This is a genomic window from Candidatus Terasakiella magnetica (assembly GCF_900093605.1).
Classification (GTDB): domain Bacteria; phylum Pseudomonadota; class Alphaproteobacteria; order Rhodospirillales; family Terasakiellaceae; genus Terasakiella; species Terasakiella magnetica.
The window spans coordinates 100,605-123,505 of the sequence record NZ_FLYE01000034.1; the positions used below are offsets into that span (position 1 = coordinate 100,605).

The 22,901-nt window shown below is 48.2% G+C and carries 20 protein-coding genes; 19 read left to right on the forward strand and 1 reads right to left on the reverse strand.

The window, feature by feature from the left end; all coding sequences use genetic code 11:
* Nucleotides 1–133 precede the first annotated feature (133 nt).
* From MTBPR1_RS11365 to MTBPR1_RS11395, 7 genes are all read left to right on the forward strand, one after another.
* Nucleotides 134–1,699 carry a PAS domain S-box protein gene (locus MTBPR1_RS11365; RefSeq protein ID WP_069189133.1) on the forward strand — a complete coding sequence of 522 codons (1,566 nt, stop codon included), beginning with the start codon at nucleotides 134–136 and terminating at the stop codon, nucleotides 1,697–1,699.
* A gap of 78 nt (nucleotides 1,700–1,777) precedes the next feature.
* On the forward strand, nucleotides 1,778–4,138 hold the full coding sequence (locus MTBPR1_RS11370) for a PAS domain S-box protein (protein WP_069189134.1): 2,361 nt from the start codon (nucleotides 1,778–1,780) through the stop codon (nucleotides 4,136–4,138).
* 76 nt (nucleotides 4,139–4,214) lie between these two features.
* Nucleotides 4,215–5,450 (forward strand): phosphoglycerate dehydrogenase, encoded by a 1,236-nt coding sequence (serA, locus tag MTBPR1_RS11375; protein WP_069189135.1) that lies wholly within the window; start codon nucleotides 4,215–4,217, stop codon nucleotides 5,448–5,450.
* Between the two features lie 163 nt (nucleotides 5,451–5,613).
* A complete protein-coding gene (gene folE, locus MTBPR1_RS11380; RefSeq protein ID WP_420808126.1) occupies nucleotides 5,614–6,243 on the forward strand; it encodes a GTP cyclohydrolase I FolE in 630 nt (209 codons plus the stop codon).
* A gap of 120 nt (nucleotides 6,244–6,363) precedes the next feature.
* Nucleotides 6,364–8,280 carry a threonine--tRNA ligase gene (gene thrS / locus MTBPR1_RS11385; RefSeq protein WP_069189137.1) on the forward strand — a complete coding sequence of 639 codons (1,917 nt, stop codon included), beginning with the start codon at nucleotides 6,364–6,366 and terminating at the stop codon, nucleotides 8,278–8,280.
* A 66-nt stretch (nucleotides 8,281–8,346) separates the two neighbouring features.
* A complete protein-coding gene (infC, locus tag MTBPR1_RS11390; protein WP_069189138.1) occupies nucleotides 8,347–8,883 on the forward strand; it encodes a translation initiation factor IF-3 in 537 nt (178 codons plus the stop codon).
* 294 nt (nucleotides 8,884–9,177) lie between these two features.
* Nucleotides 9,178–10,266 carry a site-specific DNA-methyltransferase gene (locus tag MTBPR1_RS11395; RefSeq protein ID WP_069189139.1) on the forward strand — a complete coding sequence of 363 codons (1,089 nt, stop codon included), beginning with the start codon at nucleotides 9,178–9,180 and terminating at the stop codon, nucleotides 10,264–10,266.
* A gap of 124 nt (nucleotides 10,267–10,390) precedes the next feature.
* Here MTBPR1_RS11395 and MTBPR1_RS11400 read toward each other — a convergent pair whose 3' ends face one another.
* Nucleotides 10,391–12,034 carry a SulP family inorganic anion transporter gene (locus MTBPR1_RS11400; protein WP_069189140.1) on the reverse strand — a complete coding sequence of 548 codons (1,644 nt, stop codon included), beginning with the start codon at nucleotides 12,032–12,034 and terminating at the stop codon, nucleotides 10,391–10,393.
* 225 nt (nucleotides 12,035–12,259) lie between these two features.
* On the opposite strand from MTBPR1_RS11400, the gene pyrF reads away from it, so the two are divergent.
* From pyrF to MTBPR1_RS11460, 12 genes are all read left to right on the forward strand, one after another.
* Nucleotides 12,260–12,961, forward strand: coding sequence for an orotidine-5'-phosphate decarboxylase (pyrF, locus tag MTBPR1_RS11405; protein WP_205631238.1), 702 nt, complete (start codon nucleotides 12,260–12,262; stop codon nucleotides 12,959–12,961).
* Nucleotides 12,962–13,669, forward strand: coding sequence for a hypothetical protein (locus MTBPR1_RS11410; protein ID WP_069189142.1), 708 nt, complete (start codon nucleotides 12,962–12,964; stop codon nucleotides 13,667–13,669).
* 6 nt (nucleotides 13,670–13,675) lie between these two features.
* Nucleotides 13,676–14,497: a hypothetical protein gene (locus MTBPR1_RS11415; RefSeq protein ID WP_069189143.1), complete on the forward strand. Its 822-nt coding sequence runs from the start codon at nucleotides 13,676–13,678 to the stop codon at nucleotides 14,495–14,497.
* Nucleotides 14,487–15,128 (forward strand): phosphoribosylanthranilate isomerase, encoded by a 642-nt coding sequence (locus MTBPR1_RS11420; RefSeq protein ID WP_069189144.1) that lies wholly within the window; start codon nucleotides 14,487–14,489, stop codon nucleotides 15,126–15,128. Before MTBPR1_RS11415 ends, MTBPR1_RS11420 begins: the two co-directional genes overlap by 11 nt.
* A 143-nt stretch (nucleotides 15,129–15,271) precedes the next feature.
* Entirely contained in the window at nucleotides 15,272–16,483 is a 1,212-nt protein-coding gene (gene trpB / locus MTBPR1_RS11425) for a tryptophan synthase subunit beta (RefSeq protein ID WP_069189286.1), read from the forward strand.
* Nucleotides 16,480–17,307 (forward strand): tryptophan synthase subunit alpha, encoded by an 828-nt coding sequence (gene trpA / locus MTBPR1_RS11430; RefSeq protein ID WP_069189145.1) that lies wholly within the window; start codon nucleotides 16,480–16,482, stop codon nucleotides 17,305–17,307. Before trpB ends, trpA begins: the two co-directional genes overlap by 4 nt.
* Before the next feature lie 10 nt (nucleotides 17,308–17,317).
* On the forward strand, nucleotides 17,318–18,343 hold the full coding sequence (accD, locus tag MTBPR1_RS11435; protein ID WP_083223051.1) for an acetyl-CoA carboxylase, carboxyltransferase subunit beta: 1,026 nt from the start codon (nucleotides 17,318–17,320) through the stop codon (nucleotides 18,341–18,343).
* A 19-nt stretch (nucleotides 18,344–18,362) separates the two neighbouring features.
* The gene (locus MTBPR1_RS11440; protein ID WP_165602664.1) at nucleotides 18,363–19,613 is read left to right on the forward strand and encodes a bifunctional folylpolyglutamate synthase/dihydrofolate synthase; all 1,251 of its coding nucleotides are present in this window, start codon (nucleotides 18,363–18,365) and stop codon (nucleotides 19,611–19,613) included.
* Nucleotides 19,591–20,703 (forward strand): Mur ligase family protein, encoded by a 1,113-nt coding sequence (locus MTBPR1_RS11445; protein WP_069189146.1) that lies wholly within the window; start codon nucleotides 19,591–19,593, stop codon nucleotides 20,701–20,703. Before MTBPR1_RS11440 ends, MTBPR1_RS11445 begins: the two co-directional genes overlap by 23 nt.
* Complete coding sequence (locus tag MTBPR1_RS11450; protein WP_069189147.1) at nucleotides 20,700–21,809, forward strand: bifunctional folylpolyglutamate synthase/dihydrofolate synthase; 1,110 nt, start codon at nucleotides 20,700–20,702, stop codon at nucleotides 21,807–21,809. Before MTBPR1_RS11445 ends, MTBPR1_RS11450 begins: the two co-directional genes overlap by 4 nt.
* 53 nt (nucleotides 21,810–21,862) lie before the next feature.
* A complete protein-coding gene (locus MTBPR1_RS11455; RefSeq protein ID WP_069189148.1) occupies nucleotides 21,863–22,546 on the forward strand; it encodes a DUF1223 domain-containing protein in 684 nt (227 codons plus the stop codon).
* Between the two features lie 75 nt (nucleotides 22,547–22,621).
* Entirely contained in the window at nucleotides 22,622–22,831 is a 210-nt protein-coding gene (locus MTBPR1_RS11460) for a hypothetical protein (protein WP_069189149.1), read from the forward strand.
* The last annotated feature ends 70 nt before the right edge of the window (nucleotides 22,832–22,901 follow it).

The following is a 22,901-nucleotide window of genomic DNA, read 5'->3' on the forward strand; positions in this document are numbered from 1 at the left end:
TGGGTCAAGAAAAAACACATCAAAATAGGCAAGTTTTAGCCTATATATACGTTCGGCTAGCTTTTCAATAAAAAGAAGGCCTGTTAGTCTTTGAAATTCTGGCTATTCCACACCTTCATAAGATAGGCACACCATGAACGTTCAGAACGATAAAAAGAATGAAAATGAACAATGGCTTCTCGCCCTACTCGAATCTGCGCCTGATGCCACTTTAATCGTTGATCTCAAGGGCATTATTCATTTTGCAAACAAGCAAATGGAAAGCGTTTTTGGCTATAAAAATGAAGAGCTCATCGGTGAGAATGTGGATATGCTGGTCCCTCAAGCCATACGGGCCCACCACCCTAAAATGCGCGAAAGCTTCAACCAAACATCAAGCGTGCGCGAAATGGGGGCCGATATTGTTTTAGAAGGTGAGCGCAAAGGCGGCAGCACATTTCCCATTGAAGTGAGCCTGAGCCCCATTGAAACCGATAAAGGCAAATTTATTGCCACCGCCATTCGCGATGTCACCAAAAGACGCCAAGCTGAACAAAAAATCATTGAACGTGAACGCTGGTTTCGCTCGCTTCTTGAATCCACACCGGATGCCACATTAATCGTTGATCATAATGGGGAAATCCAGCTTGCCAATCGACAGGCCGAGGTTCTTTTTGGTTATTCCAAAGAAGAATTTATGGGCGCAAATGTAGACATGCTGGTGCCCAGCTCCATGCGCGAACATCACCATAAAAAACGCGAAAGCTTTCATCAAAAAACAGCGGTACGTGAAATGGGCAGCGGACTTGAACTTGAAGGGGAAAGAAAAGACGGCACGACCTTCCCCATTGAAGTTAGCCTCAGCCCCATTGAAGCGGAAAACGGCCATCATGTTTGTGCCTCAATTCGCGATATTACGGAACGCAGGCTTGCAGAGAAGCAGCTCAATGATGCCTATAACGTGATTAAAAGCTCGATCAATTATGCCGCACGTATCCAGCGCGCAACACTTCCGGATCACACCACACTTGAAGAAGGTTTTAGCGAGCATTTCGTTTTATGGGAGCCCCGCGACACAGTGGGGGGAGATTTTTACTGGAATAAAAACTGGGGCGATGGCTTTCTTCTCGCGCTTGGTGATTGCACAGGCCACGGCGTGCCCGGTGCGTTTATGACACTCCTTTCAACAGGGGCCTTGGAACAAGCCTTAATCAAATGTCCTGAAGGGGATCTTAGCTATCTTGCCCATAAAACCCATCAGCTTTTACAAGCCACACTTGGCCAAGATAAAAGTGCTAAAGGGGAGTCCGATGACGGGGTAGAAATTGGTATTTGCTATTTTTCTCAATCCAAACAGACACTTTCATTTGTCGGGGCGCATTTCCCCATATATGAGGGCTATGAGGGCGAGATTAACGAGATCAAAAGTACCAAACAGGCCATGGGCTATCGCCATGTTCCCTCAAACCAACAATATATCGTTCATGAAATCCCTTTAAAAAAAGGGGCCAACTATTACCTGACAACGGATGGCTTAATAGATCAAATCGGTGGGCCAAAACGTGTCTCTTTTGGGCGCAAGCGTTTTAAAGCTTTATTGAAAGACACACTCCACCTCCCTCTTCAGGATCAAAAAAAGCAGATCAGCGCGCTACTAAAAGACTATCAAGGTGATGAAAAACGACGCGATGATGTGTCTGTCATCGGTTTTTCCATTTAAAAATACCCCATAAAATAACTGTTGGACTCCTTATAAGTTTGCGCCCTAATATAAAGGCGCTCTTATAAGGATAAACCCATGGCAAAACAGGTTCATACGGTCAGTATTGCATCTTTAGGGAAATGGTTTGCAGCTGTTTCCATCTTATTGGGCAGCGTGCTTGTCATTTCTTCGCTTCTCATGCGTCAAGATAGCCTGTTGGTAGATAAAACATGGGCAACCTTTAAAGCCACCCAATCAGAAAAAGCCCGCGCGCTAAACAGCCTTTATGAAGAACTTGGTTATGGCGGCATGATCCATAACTTCAAAAACTACATCCTGCGCCACGATGAAAAACACCTAAGAAAAGCCGAAGAACGCATCGGGGCTGCAAAATCAGCCCTGCGCCACTTGCGTATTTTCATGGATCAGAGCGAAGAAATAAAAGCGCTGAATTACGTTGAAGAAACCGTCAATCAATATAGTGCGTCCCTAAAAACCGCCCAAGAAATGATCATAGATAAACGCCCGATCTTAGCTATTGATCGCGCTGTTAAAGTCAATGATGGATCAGCATATTATGGCTTTGGTATTTTAGACAGAGCCGTCTCTCAAGAAGGGCTGGATGAGATGGCTTTAGGCAAGCCTATACTTTTGCAAAAGCTTCTTCGTGCTTTTGGCTATGGCGGCATGATCCATCATTTTAAAAATTATATCCTGCGCGCAGAAGCCACCCTTTATCCAAAACTCCAAGACTCTGTTAATCAAGCCCGCAACTTAATTAACGACTATCGCAAACTCACGATCAACAAGGCCGAAACTGAAGCCCTTCGCCATATCGAACATGTGCTTCTGTCTTATGAGGGTAATGCCCCTCATGTTAAAGTCATGACCATGAACCAGGCGACACCTCAAACTATTGATCGCCAAGTGAAGATTAATGACGAGCCTGCCCTAGCGGGTTTTCAAACCCTCACACGCGCGATCATTGATGAAAACCATACTGCCAGCCAAAATGTTGAAGCCGCCGTTGAGCGTATTCACGATCTTGCACGTTACATGATCTGGGGCGGGCTTCTTCTTTTTCCTGCCATGATTATTTTAAGCAACTGGGTTTTACGCTCAAAAGTCATTACCCCGATCAGCAATATAACTGGGGTCATGCGCAAACTCTCAAACGACCAACTCGACACCCCGCTTCATCTGGATGAAAACCCCAATACAGAATTGGGCATGATGGGGCGCACGGTACGGCTTTTTAAAGAACATGCCCTTGAGCGCAAAAAGGCAGAAAAACGCGTTGCAGAAAGAGAGAGATGGTTTCGCGCACTCTTGGAATCAGCCCCTGACGCCACCATCATCGTTAATGATAAAGGCATTATGGAGCTAGCAAACAAACAGGCGGAAAACCACTTTGGATATAGCAAGCAAGAACTGTTAGGTGAAAATGTGGACATGCTGGTGCCACAGGCCGTGCGTGCAAACCATCACAAACAGCGTGAAAGTTTTAATAATAAATCCGGCTTTCGTGAAATGGGTACGAATTTAGTCTTAAGTGGAGAAAGAAAAGACGGCTCAAGTTTCCCCATTGAGGTCAGCCTCAGCCCCATCATGACAGAAGAGGGCCGTTTTATTGCCGCCGCGATTCGCGATATTACCGAGAAGAAAAAGGCTGAAAAGCGTCTTAAAGATGCCTATGACGTGATCACCAGCTCAATTAATTATGCTGCGCGCATTCAACGCGCCACCTTGCCCGATAATGTCGCCATGCAAGACCATCTCAACGATCATTTCATCATCTGGGAACCCAGAGATACGGTTGGCGGTGATTTCTACTGGAGCAAGGAATGGGGCAGCGGTTTGTTGCTTATGCTGGGCGATTGTACAGGGCACGGCGTTCCCGGTGCCTTTATGACCCTGCTTTCAACAGGGGCCTTGGAACAAGCCCTGATCAATACCCCTTGTGGCAACCTCACCCTCTTGATCCAAGATATGCATAAATTGCTGCAATCCACCTTGGGGCAGAATTTGGACCATGTAGGGGATTCTGATGATGGGCTTGAAATGGGGGCCTGCTTTATTTCCCCACAAGACCAAACGCTTTATTACGTAGGCGCGCATTTCACGCTTTATCGCTTGCAAAACGGTGAATTGATCGAATTTAAAGGCACACGTGAAGCCATGGGCTATCGCAGCATTCCTTATGATCAACATTATACCCTGCATGAACTTGCCTTGGAAAAAGACTGCGAATATTACCTGTGCACCGATGGGTTAATTGACCAGATTGGCGAAACCTCAGGGCGTTCCTTTGGGCGCAAACGTTTAAAAACGATTTTAAGTGAGATCAATGGTCGCCCAATGAATGAGCAAAAAGAGATCATTGAGAAACGCTTTGCACAATTTCAGGGTAACCAGAAACGTCGCGATGACGTTTCCCTGCTCGGTTTTAAAATTTAATCGTTGCCCTGACTGGACAGACCTCTTACAAAAGCCCTCAATATCAGCCCATGGTTTACGGTTTAGGAGAAGTCCGTTGAGCAATCTGTCTTTGGCAAAAGATAAAATCCGCATTCTCTTGTTGGAAGGCGTTCATGAAAATGCTGTGCGTGTATTTGAAAACGCAGGATACAGCAACATCGAATTCCACAAGAAAGCCTTAGATGAAGACGTTCTGAAAGAAAAAATCAAGGACGCCCACATTGTTGGCATTCGTTCTCGCACCCAGCTCACTGAAGAAGTGATCAATAGTGCTGAGAAACTTTTCTCTGTTGGTTGTTTCTGTATCGGCACCAATCAGGTAAGCCTGCGCACGGCCCTGACAAAGGGTGTGCCTGTCTTTAACGCCCCTTATTCCAACACACGTTCAGTTGCAGAACTTGTCTTGGGGGAAGCCATCATGTTGATGCGCGGCATTCCGGCAAAATCTGAAAGCTGCCATGCTGGTGGCTGGATGAAGTCTGCGACGGGCTCTTATGAAGTGCGTGGTAAAACCCTTGGTATCATCGGTTATGGTCACATTGGTAGCCAGCTTTCCATTCTCGCAGAAGCCGTTGGCCTGAAAGTGGTTTACTTTGATGTGGTCAATAAATTGCCACTGGGTAACGCCACACCTTGTGAAAGCATGGATCAGCTGTTGCAAATGTCTGACATCGTCAGCCTGCATGTGCCTGATACGGCTGAAACACGCAACATGATCGGTGCGCGCGAACTTGGCGAAATGAAAGCCGGTGCCCATTTCATTAATGCAGCACGTGGTCAGGTTGTTGAAATCCCGGCTCTCGCAGATGCGTTGAAAGATGGTCATATTGCCGGTGCTGCTATTGACGTTTTCCCCGTTGAGCCTAAAGGCGCAGACGATGAATTTGTTTCTGAGCTTCGCGGCATTCCAAACGTGATCCTCACGCCACATATTGGTGGTTCCACACAGGAAGCCCAAGCCAATATCGGAACAGAAGTTGCTGAAAAACTGGTGAAATATTCAGATGATGGCTCCACATTTGGCGCGGTTAACTTCATGGAAGTATCCCTGCCTGTTAAAGGGGCTGGTACACGCTTTATGCATATCCATGAAAATAAACCGGGTGTGATGGCGCATATTTCTGAAATTATGGTGGAACACGGTTTCAACATTCTTGGTCAATTCCTGCAAACCGATGGTGAATACGGTTATGTGGTTGTTGATGTGGATGCCGATATCGAAAAAGGCCAAGGCGTTCGCCAAGCCTTACGCGATATTCCCGGTACCATCCGCGTGCGTTTCTTGCGTTAATCAATCAAAGGCTTCTGCCTTGAGATCGTCAATAAAGCCCATATTTTGCTATGGGCTTTATTACGGATTAAATACTTGATAAATTTTCTCAGGTATTGTAATCCGAAAAGAACACACATACCTATTAGCTCCACAGTGAATGTCCAATGGAAAGGAATGTCTCGTGAGCACGAAGCCAAAATTAGACCTCGTTGGGGCAAAGCCCAGCCGTGAAGAAGCCGAAGAAGCCGTCCGCACCTTGATCAGATGGACAGGCGATGACCATACCCGTGAAGGCTTGCTTGGCACGCCGGACCGCGTCGTGCGCTCTTATGAAGAATTTTTCGCAGGCTATAATCAGGACCCGGAAGAAATCCTTAAACGGACCTTTGAAGAGACTGATGGTTATGACGAGATGGTTTTGCTGCGCGATATCCGCTTTGAATCCCATTGTGAACATCACATGGTCCCCATCCTTGGCAAGGCCCATATCGGCTATATGCCAAAAAACCGTGTCGTGGGTATTTCCAAGCTAGCACGCATTATTGAGGTTTATGCCAAACGCTTGCAAATTCAGGAAAAGATGACCGCCCAAGTGGCTAATGTCATCCAGGATGTGCTTGAACCCCACGGTGTGGCTGTAGTGATTGAGGCCCAACATCAATGTATGACCACGCGCGGTGTGTATAAGCCCGGCGTCACCATGGTGACGTCCCGCATGTTAGGGGCTTTTAGAAACAACATGGCAACGCGCAAAGAGTTTCTCGCCATGATCGGCAACCCTGCCAGCGGGCAATCGGTTAGCCCATACTAAGAATCCTTTACATCACATCAATCATCTCACAGGGCAAGTCACGGTTTACCTTGACACAGTGCACAATCACGCTAATTTGCCCCTCTTGATGTTTTGATAAATTATGTGAGTGCGAAATCCATGGTCGCGATTACTTTGCCAGATGGCTCTGTCCGTGAATTTGAAGGTTCTGTTACGGGGGCTGAAGTTGCAGCCGATATCGGTGCAGGCCTTGCCAAAGCTGCCTTGGCAGTGCGTATCAATGGCGAGATGAAAGACCTGTCTTTGGAAATTACCGAAGATGTGGATATGTCCATCGTCACCGCGCGTGATGAAGACGCACTGGAACTGCTGCGCCATGACGCCGCTCACATTATGGCTCAAGCCGTACAAGAGCTGTTTGACGATGTGCAAGTCACCATCGGTCCGGCTATTGAAAACGGCTATTACTACGATTTTGCCACCAAGAAGCCCTTCACCGATGACGATCTTGAAAAAATCCAAAAGAAAATGGAAGAAATCGTTGATCGCAACCTCCCTATTGAGCGCGAAGTCTGGGAACGTGACGAGCTGATCGCCAAGTTCAAAGACATGGGCGAGCTTTATAAGGCCGAAATCATCGAAAGCATTCCAGCAGGTGAAGACGTCACCGTCTATCGCCAAGGCGACTGGTTTGATATGTGTCGCGGGCCTCACCTGCCGTCAACGGGCAAGCTTGGCAAGGCTTTCAAATTAATGAAAGTTGCCGGTGCTTACTGGCGTGGTGATTCCAACAATGAAATGCTGCAACGTATTTACGGGACAGCTTGGGCAGATAAAAAGGCCCTTCGCCAATATCTCCACATGCTGGAAGAAGCTGAAAAACGCGATCACCGCAAACTTGGTAAAGAAATGGAGCTTTTCCACTTCCAAGAAGAAGCGGTTGGTTCTGTTTTCTGGCACCCACATGGCTGGTCTATTTACCGCAAAGTCCAAGAATATATGCGCACACGCCTTGAAGAAGGTGGCTATGTTGAAGTCAACACGCCCCAAATGGTGGATCGCAAGCTGTGGGAAGACTCAGGTCACTGGGAGAAATTTCGCGAAAACATGTTCATCACCGGTGCTGAAGACAAGGTTCTTGCCATTAAGCCCATGAACTGCCCATGTCACGTTCAGATCTTTAACCAAGGCCTGAAATCATACCGTGACCTGCCGTTACGTATGGCAGAGTTTGGTTCTTGTTTCCGCAACGAGCCTTCTGGTGCTTTGCATGGTCTCATGCGCGTGCGTTCCTTCACACAGGATGACGCCCATATTTTCTGTAGCCCGGACCAGATCATTTCTGAAACAAAGATTTTCTGTGACCTGTTACAGTCTATTTATAAAGATTTCGGTTTCACAGACGTAAAAGTTAAATTCTCTGATCGCCCAGAAGTGCGCGCCGGGTCGGATGAAACCTGGGACAAGGCTGAAAGTGCGTTGAAAGAAGCCACTGAAGCTGCTGGTCTGGAATGGACGCTCAATCCGGGTGAAGGTGCTTTTTACGGCCCGAAACTGGAATTTGTTTTACGTGATGCCATCGGTCGTGATTGGCAGTGCGGCACCCTTCAGGTTGACTTCGTTTTGCCAGAGCGTTTGAACGCCGATTACATCGGTGAAGACGGCAATAAACACAAACCTGTGATGCTTCACCGTGCGATTCTCGGCTCCTTTGAGCGTTTCATCGGTATTTTGATCGAAAACTTTGCCGGTCGCTTCCCACTTTGGTTGGCCCCCCAACAAGTGATCGTAGCAAGCATCACATCGGACCATAACGGTTATGCACAAGAAGTCTGTGATTTGTTAAAATCCAAGGGTTTGTCTTGTGATACGGACTTTAGAAACGAGTCAATCAACTATAAAATCCGTGAACATAGCCATGCAAAAGTACCTGCAATTTTGGTTGTGGGTGGCAAAGAAGTTGAAAACCGCACAGTTGCCATGCGCCGTTTAGGTGGAAAAACGCAAGAAATTCTTGCACTTGATGAAGCTGTAGCTAAACTAGTGGAAGAAGCGGCAAGTCCTTGCGGTGAGTAAGGGCTCGCGCTTTTATGCATTTTGGCGTAGCAAGATATAGGAGAAGTTTCGATAGCTCGTCGTCCAATGAAGGCGCAACCGGCCCAAGAAGGCCCACGCGTCAATAAAGAAATCCGCGCCCCGCAAGTTCGGCTCGTAGATGAGAATGGTGAAATGGTTGGTGTCGTCTCTATTGAGGACGCACTAAAACGCGCTAGCAGAGTCGGGATTGACTTAATTGAAGTCTCCCCCAATGCTGAGCCACCGGTTTGTAAAATCCTCGATTCAGGTAAATACAAATACGAAGCCCAAAAACGCAAAGCCGAAGCCAAGAAAAAGCAAAAAGTCGTTCAGGTCAAAGAGATCAAAATGCGCCCAGGCATTGATCAACATGATTATGAAGTCAAAATGCGTAACGTTTTCAAATTTTTGGATAATGGCGATAAGGTTAAAGTCACCTTGCGCTATCGCGGTCGTGAAATGGCCCACCAGGAATTAGGTTTGGAAATCCTCAACCGGGTGAAGGCAGATACTGTCGAAGTCGCCAAGGTTGAACACCATCCTAAAATGGAAGGTCGCCAAATGATTATGATTTTGGGCCCTATTCCAACTGGTGCCAAGTAAGCATCAAGCTTCTTGAAGAATTAAAGAAACCCGATGGGCTTTTGCCTGTCGGGTTTTTTGCTCTTTGAGAGCCTCCCCACACCGTCATACTGGCGCAGGCCAGTATCCAAACGAACTATGAATGCTGGACAAAGACCACGCATATCACTGCATCTTCCACAGAAGAATCTTTCAAGTTGCACAAGGCCTCACCTTCGCAAAGAAGGCGAATCCCAAAAGTTAACAAAAGGTAAATTTTCATTTATTTTCAATGAGTTAAACTTTTTTTAACCCGATTCGCTCCATAGTGAGCCTATGAAAACGCTAAACACAATTCCGCTGAATCAGATCCTGCAGGGTGACTGCATCGAGCTGATGAACAGCCTCCCGGAAAAGTCAGTCGACCTGATTTTTGCGGACCCGCCTTATAACCTGCAACTCGGTGGTGACCTTCACCGCCCCAACAACACCAAAGTGGACGCCTGCGACGACCATTGGGATCAATTCGACAGCTTTAAAGCCTATGACGAATTTTCTAATGCTTGGTTGAAAGCTGCGCGCCGTATTTTGAAAGATGACGGCACCATCTGGGTGATCGGCTCTTACCACAATATCTTCCGCGTGGGTGTGACCTTGCAGGATTTGGGCTATTGGATGCTCAACGATGTGATCTGGCGCAAAACAAACCCGATGCCAAACTTCCGTGGCCGTCGTTTCACCAACGCCCATGAAACCATGATCTGGTGTTCCAAATCGGAAAAAGCCAAATACAACTTCAATTATGAAGCCATGAAAGCCTTTAACGACGATGTGCAAATGCGCTCGGACTGGCTGCTGCCCATCTGTAATGGGGGCGAGCGCCTGAAAAATGATGAAGGTGTGAAAGCTCATCCAACACAAAAACCAGAAAGCCTGCTCTATCGTGTGATTATGGCCTCCAGCAAGCCCGGTGATGTGGTGCTTGATCCGTTCTTTGGCACAGGTACAACAGGTGCGGTTGCGAAAAAACTCGGTCGTAACTTCATCGGACTTGAGCGCGAAACCGACTATATCAAGGTAGCTGAAAAACGCATTAAATCCATTAAGGGTGAAGTTGATACCTCCTTGCTGACCACGCCAGCCAAACGCCAAGCCCCACGCATCCCGTTTGGCACATTGCTGGAACGTGGTCTGTTGGAGCCGGGCACAAAGCTTACGGACGTTAAGGGACGTTATGAAGCAAAAGTGCGCGCTGATGGCACCCTAAGTGCTTCTGATTTCCGCGGCTCAATCCATCAGGTTGGCGCTAAAGTTCAAAATGCCCAAGCCTGTAACGGCTGGACTTTCTGGCATATGGAAAAAGGCAGCGAGCGCGTGTGTATTGACGAGCTTCGCGAACAGGTCCGCTCTGAGCTGGCCTCTTAAAAGCCCTTAATCCAGACCTCAAGAAAGAAGGCGCTGCTTCTTTACTTGTCGGAAAATTCGATCATGTGTCTTTCAGCGTTTTCATCAATAAGCGCATGATCAATTGTGAAAACCCCAGACCTTTTTAAGGTTTGGGGTTTCCATTTTCCTCAATGGATAAAATATCATTGGCACAGACAAAACAGTCTGAGCGCGCCAGATGAATATGCACATCATCCACCTGCTCTAAAACCCCCATGGTTTCCAGTTTTTGCGCAATATGATCGTGCATACCGACCATCATCACCAACACATCATGGTCACGCGCACCCTCAATAATCTCCTGCAAGGCATAAGCTGCGGTAATATCAAGATGTTTGATATCGCCAAGATCCAATATAACTGCATCACATTGGTCTTCTGGCACCAAACGCTCCATAATGCCATGGGCCGCGCCAAAGGTGACATGACCGCCAAAATGGCAATAAAATACCCGATCACCCAAAGCCTCCAGCTTGTCACTTTCATCTTGAGAGAGATGGCTTTTCCCGTTTCTGCCCGTATGACCGCGCATGGTCTCAAGCTGTAAACTGGTGAGATGCTGCAAGGTTATCAAGCTGGCAGCCACCACACCAAAACCCACGGCAATGACCAGATCAACAAAGACCGTGAGCGTTAAGACCGAAAAGGTGAGAAACACGGTTGTTTGGGGCGCTTTTTTCATCACCTTTAAAAAAGGCCAATCAATAATATCCCAACCCACTTTAATCAAAATACCTGCCAAGACCGCATGGGGGATATGGCTGGCAAACCCGCCAAGCCCTAACACAATAGCCAATAAAAGAGCTGAATGCAGCACGCCTGCCAGTGGCGTTCTGCCGCCTGCGCGGATATTCACCACCGTGCGCATGGTCGCGCCTGCCCCGGGAATGGCGCCAAACAAGCCTGCCAGCGCATTGCCGATGCCCTGACCGATAAGCTCCTTATTGGCCTTATGTTTGGTCTTGGTCATATTATCGGCAATGAGGGAGGTGAGCAGACTGTCGATTGTCCCAAGCAATGCCAGCATTAAGGCTGCTGTGATCATCTCAATCAGCTGGGGCCAGATTATGGTGGGAAGGATAAGGCTTGGCAGGCCGGTTGGGATCTCCCCAATAATGGGCACCCCATTATCCAGCATGAAAACCAAAGCTGTGCAAAAAATCAGCGCCACCAAGGCAGGCGGGATGAGGTTGGCAAGGGCTTTGGGGCAAAAGATCATAATGCCAAGGCTCAGCAAACCCACCAAGGCTGCGTTCACATGGATATGGCTCAGAAGCGTTGGCAGGTAAGCCAAGGCCCCAACCGTGCCGCCTTGGGCAACCGAATGACCCAACAGTGGGGCAAGTTCAATCAGGATGATGATCACCCCGATCCCGCTCATAAAACCTGAGATCACGGAAAATGGCACGAAACTGACATATTTACCGATCTTTGCCAGACCAAAGCCAATTTGAAACAACCCGCCCATCATCACAATGGTGAAAGCAACGCCGGGCTGATCAATATACTGCATGATAACAGCGGTCATCACCACCGTCATTGGACCCGTGGGGCCAGAGACTTGGGCAGGTGTACCGCCAAAAACGGAGGCAAAAAAACCAACGATGATCGCGCCATAGAGCCCCGCCATGGCCCCTGCACCACTGGCAACGCCAAAAGCCAGCGCAAGCGGCAGCGCCACCACCCCTGCGGTGATCCCGCCATAAATATCACCTTTGATATTGTCAAATCGAAAGCTCGCGAACATCACCCTAGCCCTTCATCAACAACAATAGACTGATATTATTGCATAATTTTGCTCAAAATGGAATTTGAGATTACCCTTAGTCATTCTGGACTTGATCCAGAATCCAGCAAAATCAGATGGATGCAGGCCTTCACCAGCATGACGTTTTCCTTTCTCTTTGACATTCCCCCTCAAATCCCCTAATCCAAAATCAACATATCCGTTTATTCAAACCATGCGAGCCTGATGATGAAAGCTTTTGAACGTATTTATGTCGCCCTTGATACCACCGAGGTGGAATATGCGATTGAGCTGGCTGAAAAGCTCAAAGGCTTGGTTGGCGGCATGAAGGTTGGTAAAGAATTTTTCACCGCCAACGGCCCACAAGGGGTGGCTGCCATTCGCAAGGTCGGCATGCCGGTTTTTCTTGATTTGAAATTTCACGATATCCCCAACACGGTGGCCTCAGCCATTCGCGCCGCTGGCCCCATCCAGCCCGAAATCATCAATGTCCATGCCCAAGGCGGGCCAGAGATGTTGAAAAAAGCGGCCCAAGCAGGGCGTGAAGCTGGCATCAACTGGACCATTGCGGTCACTATTCTTACAGCCCTTGATCAAGATGACCTGAGCGCCATTGGCCTAAACGACAGTGTGGAAGACCAAGTGGTGCGCCTTGCCAAGCTCACGCAAGAAAATGGTCTGGACGGTGTGGTTTGTTCTGCCAAAGAAATTGCCCCCATTCGTAAAGCCTGTGGAGAAGATTTTAAACTGATCGTTCCCGGCATTCGCCCGGCATGGGCGGCAAAAGGCGATCAAAAACGCATTATGACCCCAGCCGATGCCATTAAAGCAGGCGCAGATGTTCTGGTCATTGGTCGCCCCATCACCCAAGCGGATGATCCGGTGGAAGCAGCACGTAAAATCGCTCAGGAACTGGAAGGGCTATAAATGGAAATCCAAGTCCACACGCTTGTTTTTGATGCGCTTAGTTTTATGCGCGACAATGCGAAGGTCTTTCGCAAATATATCTTTTTGCCTGTGGTCTTTTCCTTTGCCTCGCTCTTTTTGGTGAAGGTCCCAAATTTTGGCCTTGCCCTTGCCAGTGTGTCAAACTCCCTCGCGCTTGCTTTGCTTGGGGTTTCGGCCACACGGTTTTATCTTATGGGCAAAGCTGAAAAAGTGGCTGATGGGGCCAATCGACCTTTTGCGCGTTTTTTCTTTCTCACCTTTTTTATGACCGTTTTGGGCCATATGGCAGAAGTCTTCACGCTTTTGCCCAAAGAGTTTCAAGGCAGCATGTTTTTATGGATGATCCTCGGCTTTTGGATCAATCTAAAAATCTGCCTCGCCTTTCCCGCCCTTGCCATGGACCATCCCGGCTCGGTTTGGGATAATATCCGCCTGTCTTTTAACTGGACGCGCGGCTATGGCTTTAAAATCGTCACCGCCTTTTTGGTTTGTTACTGTCCGGTGATTTTCTTCACCATGACGCTCATGCAAATCCCAGCGCTCATGCCCGATGAAAAAGATTTCTGGGGCAGCTTGCCACAACTGATGTTTTCAGACTTTTTGATCGTCTTTTCCATGCTCTGGTCATCCCTTGTCTTAGCCAAGCTTTATGAAGGGATTGCTTTAAAGGGCAATTCTTCCATATAAAGTCTCATGGAAAAAAAACTCGACGAAAAAATGCCGATTTTGGCAATGGTCAATGGGGTTTACGCCGTCTTATCGCGCAACCCCATGATACTGCTGCGCGCAGGGCTCTTTCCCTTCCTGCTGGTTTTTCTCATTGCCTTATGGTCCACACCCAAAAGCTGGGGCGTTGAAAGCTATTATGCCCTGCGGGTGGTTGAATGGGGCTTGATGGTTGCCTTTTGGACCTTTTATGCCAGCCAATTACAACGCTTTGTGCTTAAAGGATCCATGGACGGAGCCGTCTCCTTTTTACCCAAGCTCAATGCGCGCGAAGGCAAATACGCCTTGGCCTCTGGCCTTATCTTTTTGCCCTTAAGTGCTTTTGCTTTGTGGTTTGATCAGCCGTTATTTTTCCATCAGCCTGACATTTTGATCATGGGCGGGATTACCGCACTTGATGGGGTCAGCGCGCATCTTTATGCCAGCTTGATTGTTGGCTGGCTCATCCAGCTTTTTGCCTTTGTGCTGCCTGCTATTACTGAAGATGACCCACAATCCATTAAGCAACTGATGAGAAATTCATTTCATGGCCTGCGCCATGACTTTTCTCGCCTGTTTGCCGCAAGCCTTGTTGTGGTTTTGCCCATCTGGGTCTTAACCTTCATCCTGCGCCTAGTGCTCCATATGCCGTTTTTTACCCGCATGGCGATGGGGGATGACTCATCAGCCCTTGCGTGGAACCTGATCTTTATTGCCCTTGAAACCTTCAAAGCCTTTGTAGGTGGCGGATTACTCGCTATGCTCTGGGCCTTGGCTTATGGTCGCTGGAGAAATCGCAATGTCATGTAAAGTTAAAATCTGTGGACTAAAAAACCGTGAAGATGCCCGCACTGCTATTGAAGCAGGGGCAGATTATCTCGGCTGTGTCTTTTTCCCACCAAGCCCGCGCCATGTTGAGCCTCAAAACGCTGCTGAAGTGTTTGATATGATCGGGGATGCTGATGTTTTGCGCGTTGGCCTGTTTGTTGATCCAAGTGATGATCAACTCATGGAAGTGCTTAATCATGTGCGCCTTGATATCATCCAGCTTCATGGGCATGAAACACCAAGCCGCGTGGAAGAGGTCCGGCTTAATTTCGGCCTTCCGGTCATGAAAGCCCTGCCTATTGAAACTGCCCAAGATGTTGAGGCCGCACGCGCCTATGACAAGGTGGCAGATCGTTTGTTATTTGATGCCAAACCACCCAAAGGCGCGACACGCCCGGGGGGCAATGCCATTGCCTTTGATTGGAACTTGTTAACCGATACATCATGGGACAGCCCATGGATGCTTGCAGGCGGCCTAAACGTTGAAAATGTAAAGGACGCGATCGCCCAAAGCGGCTGTAAAGCCGTAGATGTTTCAAGCGGTGTGGAAGCTGAAAAAGGCGTTAAAAGCCCCGAGCTCATTGAAAAGTTTATTGCCGCTGTGAAGGGGTAAGCCTTGCAGGGGTGAAAACCAGTACCCATTATAGGTTTAGACGCACCCCAGAATGACAAAATATATACGTTTTCCTTTGCCAGTGCTTTTGCACATGCGCTATAAGACTTGCAAATTCTCACACCTTTGAAGTGATTGAACAGATGAACACACCCAATACATTTATGGCTGGACCAGACGAAGACGGACGCTTTGGTATTTTCGGGGGCCGTTTTGTGGCTGAAACCCTGATGCCGCTTATTTTGGAAGTTGAAAAATATTTCAATGAAGCCAAAGACGATCCTGAATTTCAGGCCGAAGTTCAAGGCTACCTGAAACAATATGTCGGTCGCCCAAGCCCGCTTTATTTTGCCGAGCGTTTTACCGAACATTGCGGCGGGGCCAAGGTTTACTTCAAACGTGAAGACCTCAACCATACCGGTGCTCATAAGATCAACAGCTGTATCGGGCAAATCCTACTTGCCAAACGTATGGGCAAAAAACGCATTATTGCAGAAACAGGTGCGGGCCAACATGGTGTGGCAACCGCAACAGTCTGTGCGCTCTTTGGTCTTGATTGTACTGTTTTCATGGGTGCCAAGGATATTGAGCGCCAACAGCCAAACGTCTTTCGCATGAAATTGCTCGGCGCTGAAGTTCGCCCGGTCACAGCAGGTTCAGGCACCCTAAAAGATGCCATGAATGAAGCTTTGCGCGATTGGGTTGCCAATGTTCATAACACCTTTTATCTCATCGGCACAGTTGCTGGGCCTCACCCTTATCCGGTGATGGTGCGCGAGTTCCAAAAAATCATTGGTGAAGAAGTGCGCGAACAGATCATGGAACAAGAAGGTCGCCTGCCTGACACGCTTGTTGCTTGTGTGGGTGGTGGCTCAAACGCCATGGGTCTGTTCTATCCATTTTTGGATGAGAAAGACGTTCAGATTATTGGTGTGGAAGCAGCCGGTCATGGTGTCGATACCGATGAACATGCCGCCTCATTAACAGGCGGGCGTCCCGGTGTCCTTCATGGAAACCGCACCTATCTTTTACAAGATGATGACGGTCAAATCGAAGAAGCCCATTCTATTTCTGCCGGGCTTGATTATCCCGGCATCGGGCCAGAACATAGCTGGCTTTATGACATGGGCCGTGTGGAATATCATTCAATCAAGGATGACGAAGCCGTTGCGGCCTTCCAGCTCTGTACCAAGCTTGAAGGTATTATCCCTGCCCTTGAATCTTCTCATGCGATTGCAGAAGCTGAAAAAATGGCAAAGAAAATGTCGAGCGATCAGATCCTTGTGGTCAATATGTCCGGTCGTGGTGATAAAGACGTCAATACAATTGCTAAAGCCATGGGGACAGAACTATGAGCCAGACACGACTTGGAAAACGCTTTGCAGCCCTTAAAGCTGAAGGACGTTCTGCCCTTGTGACTTTTGTTTCAGCAGGGGACCCTGACCTGGAAACATCTAAAAAACTCATCGGTGGTATGGCGGGTGCGGGCGCAGATGTGCTGGAAATCGGCATGCCGTTTTCTGATCCTATGGCTGATGGCCCTGCCATTCAGTTGGGCTCTCAACGCGCACTGGCTGCAGGCATGACCTTAAAGGGTGTGCTGGAGCTTGTGGGTGAGTTTCGCGAAAACGATAACGACACACCGATTGTCTTGATGGGTTATTACAACCCGATTTATTCTTATGGTGTGGAGGCCTTCATTGCGGCAGCAAAAGAAGTTGGCGTTGATGGCTTCATCATTGTTGACCTGCCCCCTGAAGAAGAAAAAGAATTTGCACTACCTGCCCAAAAAGCGGGTCTGGATTTCATCTATCTAACCACCCCAACAGCAGATGATGCCCGTCTTGAGATGATTACATCCAAGGCCAGCGGCTTTATCTATTATGTCTCCATCACAGGGGTGACAGGCACGGCATCAGCCGCCACATCCGATGTAGAATCGGCAGTAAAACGCATTCGCCAATTTAGCGAGCTGCCTGTTGCCATTGGTTTTGGGATCAATACCCCCGATCAGGCTAAAACCATGGCCTCCATCAGTGATGCTGCGGTTGTTGGCTCTGCGATTGTGAAACAGATTGCTGAGAATGTAGATGAAAATGGCAAGGCCAAAGACGGTTTGGTTGACGCTGTACTGTCTTATGTGAAAGATTTAGCTAACGGCGTTCGCGCTGCTAAGTGAGGAAGATTAAATGAACTGGTTAACCAACTACGTAAAACCTAAATTGCGCGACCTTGTGCGCCCAAAGGAAATCCCTGATAACCTTTGGCATAAATGTACAAAGTGCGGCCAGATGATCTTCCACCGTGATCTGGATAAAAACCATCACGTGTGCCAACATTGTGGCCATCACATGCGCCTAAGCGTAACAGCACGTTTAGAATTGATGTTTGATGAGGGTGAATATACCCGCGCTGAACTGCCAGATGTGCCGAGTGATCCGCTTAAATTTAGCGATCGTCGCAAATATAAAGACCGCATCAAAGAAGCCCATGCCAAAACCAAGGAAGACGATGCCTTGATCGTGGCCCATGGTAAAATGGGTGGTCAAAATGTGGTCATTGCCGCCTTTAACTTTGCCTATATGGGTGGTTCTATGGGAACAGCCGTGGGTGAAGGTCTAGTGGCTGCGTCCAAGCTTGCCATCGTTCAAGATGCCGCCCTTATTGTTGTGCCAGCCTCTGGTGGCGCACGCATGCAAGAAGGCATCCTCTCCTTGATGCAAATGGCGCGCACCACCATTGGTGTGGAACGTGTCAAAGAAGCAGGTCTGCCTTATATCGTGGTGCTCACAGACCCGACAACAGGCGGTGTTTCAGCCAGTTTTGCCATGCTTGGTGATGTGGCGATTGCTGAAAGTGGCGCTGTGATCGGTTTTGCCGGACGCCGCGTTATTGAACAAACCATTCGCGAACAGCTGCCTGATGATTTCCAGACGGCAGAATATCTTTATGAGCATGGTATGGTGGATATGGTGGTGCGCCGCCATGAATTGCGCCCAACCCTCATTAAGGTCTTGAGCCTGTTGCGCAACACAAAACCTGCTGGTGATGTGGTTGAGCTTTCTTCTGAAGATACGCCGATTGAATCAGAAGCAACAGACAATATCAACCATATCCCTCCACCACCGGATATCCGCCGCCCAGATGGCGCGCCAATTGAAGAAGGCGAAGCCCCTGTCGCAAAAGAAAAAGACGAGGAGACTCCCGCTGAGTAGCAAGAAGCTTCTCAAGGAAGTGGAAAAACTCCACTCCAAGGACATTGATCTGGGCTTGGACAGGTTCCAAGCCCTCTTGTCGCGTTTGGGTAATCCTCAAGACCAGCTCCCCCCTGTTATTCATGTGGCAGGCACCAATGCAAAGGGCTCGACAATTGCCTTTTTGCAAAGCTTTTTTGAAACCGTGGGCTACCGTGTTCACAGTTTTACCTCCCCTCATCTTGTTCGCCCCCATGAATGTATCAATTTAAAGGGCCATGAGATTGATGAGGAAACGTTTTCAAGCCTGCTGCAAGAAGTCATTCAAGCCAATGAAGGTGCGCCCTTAACCGTCTTTGAAGCCATTTCAGCCACGGCTTTTCTTGCTTTTTCGCGCATCAAAGCCCATGTGATTTTGCTGGAAACCGGCCTTGGCGGCACGGGCGATACCACCAATGTGGTAAAAGCCCCGGCCCTTAGCGTTTTAACGCCGATTTCTTATGATCATCAGGAATTTTTAGGCGACACTTTAGGCGAAATTGCCAGCCAGAAGGCCGGAATTTTGAAAAAGAACGTACCCTGCGTGATGGCAAAGCAGGATGAAGAAGCTTATCAAGCCATTCGTGAACGCATAAAAGAGCTTGAGATCGACTGGTATCGTGAGGGCCGTGAATGGTTTGTCAAAAAAGCAGGCAAACAGATGGTGTTTGAAGGCTGGGACGGTGATAGCGTCTGGCCGCGTCCCAATCTTGCCGGGGACCATCAAATCAATAATGCAGGCTTGGCCCTTGCCTGTATTGAAGTTTTAAAAGACCAGTTCAACTTGCCGCGAGAAGCCATCACCAATGCCATGGGCTCAGTTTATTGGCCCGGTCGCTTAGAGCGAGTTGAACCCGACCCGTTTTTAAAAGACAGTTTTGAGCTTTGGCTGGATGGGGGGCATAATGAGGCCGCTGCCCAAGCCCTGCGCACCCAGATTAAAAAATGGAATGATCGCCCGCTTTACATCATCCATGGCATGATGAAACGCAAAAACAGCAAAGCCTTCTTGCAAAAAATTGCCGGACTTGCCGATCATGTCTATTGCGTGCCTATCCCTGATCAACCCGCCAAAAAACCTGAAAAACTGGCAGGTCAGGTGCAAGAGGCCGGCGGGCTTGCCACAGCCTGTGAAGATTTGCAGCTTGCCTTTGATTTAATTAAGGCCGAGCGTGATAAGCCAGCGCGCGTTCTGCTATGTGGTTCCCTTTATCTTTTAGGTGCATTTTATGACTTACAAGGATGCGCTTAATCACATCTTTGCAAGCTACCTTTCAGTCAAGCCTTTGCTGAAAGGCAAGCTGGATCGTGAGACCCGCAAGCCTGAGATTATCCTCAAGCTTGCGCGCACACTTGACCTTCTACCCAATGCGCAAAAAACCCTTAAGATCACCGGATCAAAAGGGAAAGGTACGGTCGCGCGCCTTAGCGCCAACGCCCTTGAAAGCCAAGGCAAGGTGGGTTTGTTGATCTCACCGGAAGAGATTGACCATACAGATCGTATGCGCATCAATGGGGTGGCGATTTCTAAAGAGCGTTTTGTTGCTTGCTATGAAAAGCTCCTGCCTCACTTAAAGCAACCTCAAAAACCAGATTATCTGTCGCCGTATGGTCTTTTCCTGCTCATTGCCCTGCAATGGTTTAAAGAAGAAGGCGTTGAGTTTTTCGTCATTGAAACAGGCCGTGGCGTGCGCTTTGATGAAGGTGGGCAACTGCCTGCCCATGTGGGTGTGGTCACTTCCATTTTTAAAGAGCATGCAGATTATCTCGGCCCCAGCCTTGAAGAGATCAAGGTAGATAAACTGTCTATTACCCAAAGCTGCACCCATCTGGTCCTTGGCAACACGGATGAGGCAAACAACAGCTTGAGGCCTCATTGGTTTGCCCAATGCCAAGAAACCGCCCATGAAGCCTTAACTGTCTTTTTAGGCCAGAGCTTGCCCGTACCAGCTTGCCCCGTTGCCTCTTTTGGGCAAAAAGGAAAGTGGTATTATGAAGGCATGATTGCCTGTGAAAGTGCTGATCAAGTTTTTTTAGAACGCCTGATAAAACAGCATCAAGGCCATCTGCGCTTTATCCTCTCCCTGCCTGATGATAAAGACATTGAGGGTATCTGTGAGCTCTTGGCTGGGTTAAACGCCACAATGGAGCATGTGATTTTAACAGGGGAGCGCGGATTTCTCTCTTATGAAAAAGCACGTCTTCACACCGTCTGTTATGAAGGCCCTTTTGATGATGTGAGCGCCCTTCAAAAGGCCTTAAAGCTGGATGAAACACAAGCGAGCTATTTTATCGGCACACAGACTTTTCTTCGATTGATCAAACAGGCCTATTTTTTATGAGCGGACTTGAACGACTTTTAGAACTCCCCCGTTTTGGCGAGCCCGGCGTGATTGAACGCATGGAGAGCTTCACCCAAGGCCTTGAGATGGTGCCAACAATTAAAGTGGTTGGGTCTAACGGCAAAGGCACCACCGCCCATATGATGGCGCAAATGGCGATGGAGCTGGGTAAAAAGGTCGGGCTTTATACTTCACCGCATATTTTGCGCGTGGGCGAGCGTATCCGCATTAATGGGCAGGAAATTGAAGAACGTGGTCTCAACTATATTCTCAACTGGGCCATGGATAAAATTGCGGCTACAGATGGTGTGGGACGTTTTGAAGCCTTAACATTGGCAGCGCTTTATCATTTTGCCCAATCCGATGTGGATATTGCCATTATGGAAGCTGGCCTTGGCGGGCGGTTTGATCCTGTGAAAGTGGCACGCGGCGATATATCAGTACTGACATCAATTGATCTGGAACATACCGCCATTTTAGGGCAAACCCATGAGGCTATCGCCACGGAAAAAACCGCCATTTGTAAAACAGGTGACACACTCATCAGCGCCTATGGCCCCGCCGAGAACGGCCTGCCCAAGGGGGTTAATTATATTGATTGCAGCTCTCCCGCCCTTGCACCTATGCAAAGCAATGCGCGGCTAAGCGCCCACGCCATCCAGCATCATTTCAAACTGGGGCATTTACCTGATACCCATGGCGCGCGCATCCCGGCACGCTTGCACAAAGTTTCAATCAACCCGCCGGTTTATATTGATGTGGCCCATACCAAAGCTGCGATTAAATCGGTGCTTGATCATTTTAAAGGCCGCCCCATCAGCCTGATTTGTGGCTTTAAAAATGATAAAAACATTCTTGATATTAAAGCGAGCTTTCACCATCTCATCGCCCTTCAGCCAGAGCCGGACATGATGACCTGTGATGATATCATCAGTTGCCTTCAAGGCGAACATAAAGAGGCCTGCGACACAATTGAGCAAGCCCTTGAGCTTGCCAGTGCCCGCCTGCCTGAAAATGGCCTGATCCTCTGTCTGGGTGGATTTAATATCGCAGGGCGCATGCTCGCACATCATCGGGATGTTCACTATGATGTGATTAGCTTGTGAAGGCGCATCAGCGTAAAGTGAAAGGGCTGTAAATCACAACTGGATTTCGCCCCATGCTGCGCATCATCTTACTCCTCACTCTTCTCGTCTTCACCCCAACTCACGCCCCTGCAAATGAACGCCTCAGCGTGGTTGAACTCTTTACCTCACAAGGATGTTCAAGCTGCCCGCCTGCTGATGCTTTTTTAGGAAAGCTTGCCAAGCGCCCAGATGTGCTCGCCCTTGCCTATCATGTGGATTATTGGGATTATATCGGCTGGGAGGATGTGCATGCCAAGGCCGCCTTTTCTGATCGCCAACGTGATTATGCCAAAAAGTTTAACCTGCGTTATGTCTATACCCCGCAGATGATCGTTAATGGGACATATCAATCAAGCGGCAATAAGCAACATGCGGTAATCGGTTCAATAAAAAATGACCTGTCTTCGTCTAAAGGATTAGAAGTTAGCCATAATGGAACTGTGTTAAACATCACTGGCAGTGATCATAATGATACAATCAGCATCTATCATGTGCGCTATCTTAAAGAAGTTACAACAGAAGTCAGACGTGGGGAAAATCGCGGTAAAACCCTGACAGATTACCATATTGTCACGTCCCTTAAAAAACTTGGCAACTGGCAAGGTGGCTCACAGAGCCTTCCCTTAGGTGCTGTAAATAAAGAAGAAAATGAAGATCAGGCTATTTTCTTACAACGCCAAAGTGATATGAAAATCCTCACTGCCATAAAATTATAACATTCCTCTCCTTGAAGTCATTCTTATTCAAACTATATCACTTATGAAGCTAAAAAGCTGAAATTGGAGATACATATGCTCTTTGGTATGAATATGAGAAAGCCTGCGCAAAAGCAGGTCAACATCACCACCTCCCCATTTGGTGAAGGCGGTGTTGAGCCGAAACTTGCTGATTTACTATCTGATCCCATCATCCATCTTATTGCCCAAGCTGACCGTATCAAACCGGGTGAGCTTGACGGCTCAGTTGAAACCATGCGCCAACGCTTGCGCCGCAATCATTAATAATAACGCATTAAAAAAGGCCGCACATTTAAGCGGCCTTTCTCATGATGTAAAGCGGTTTGGTATAAAC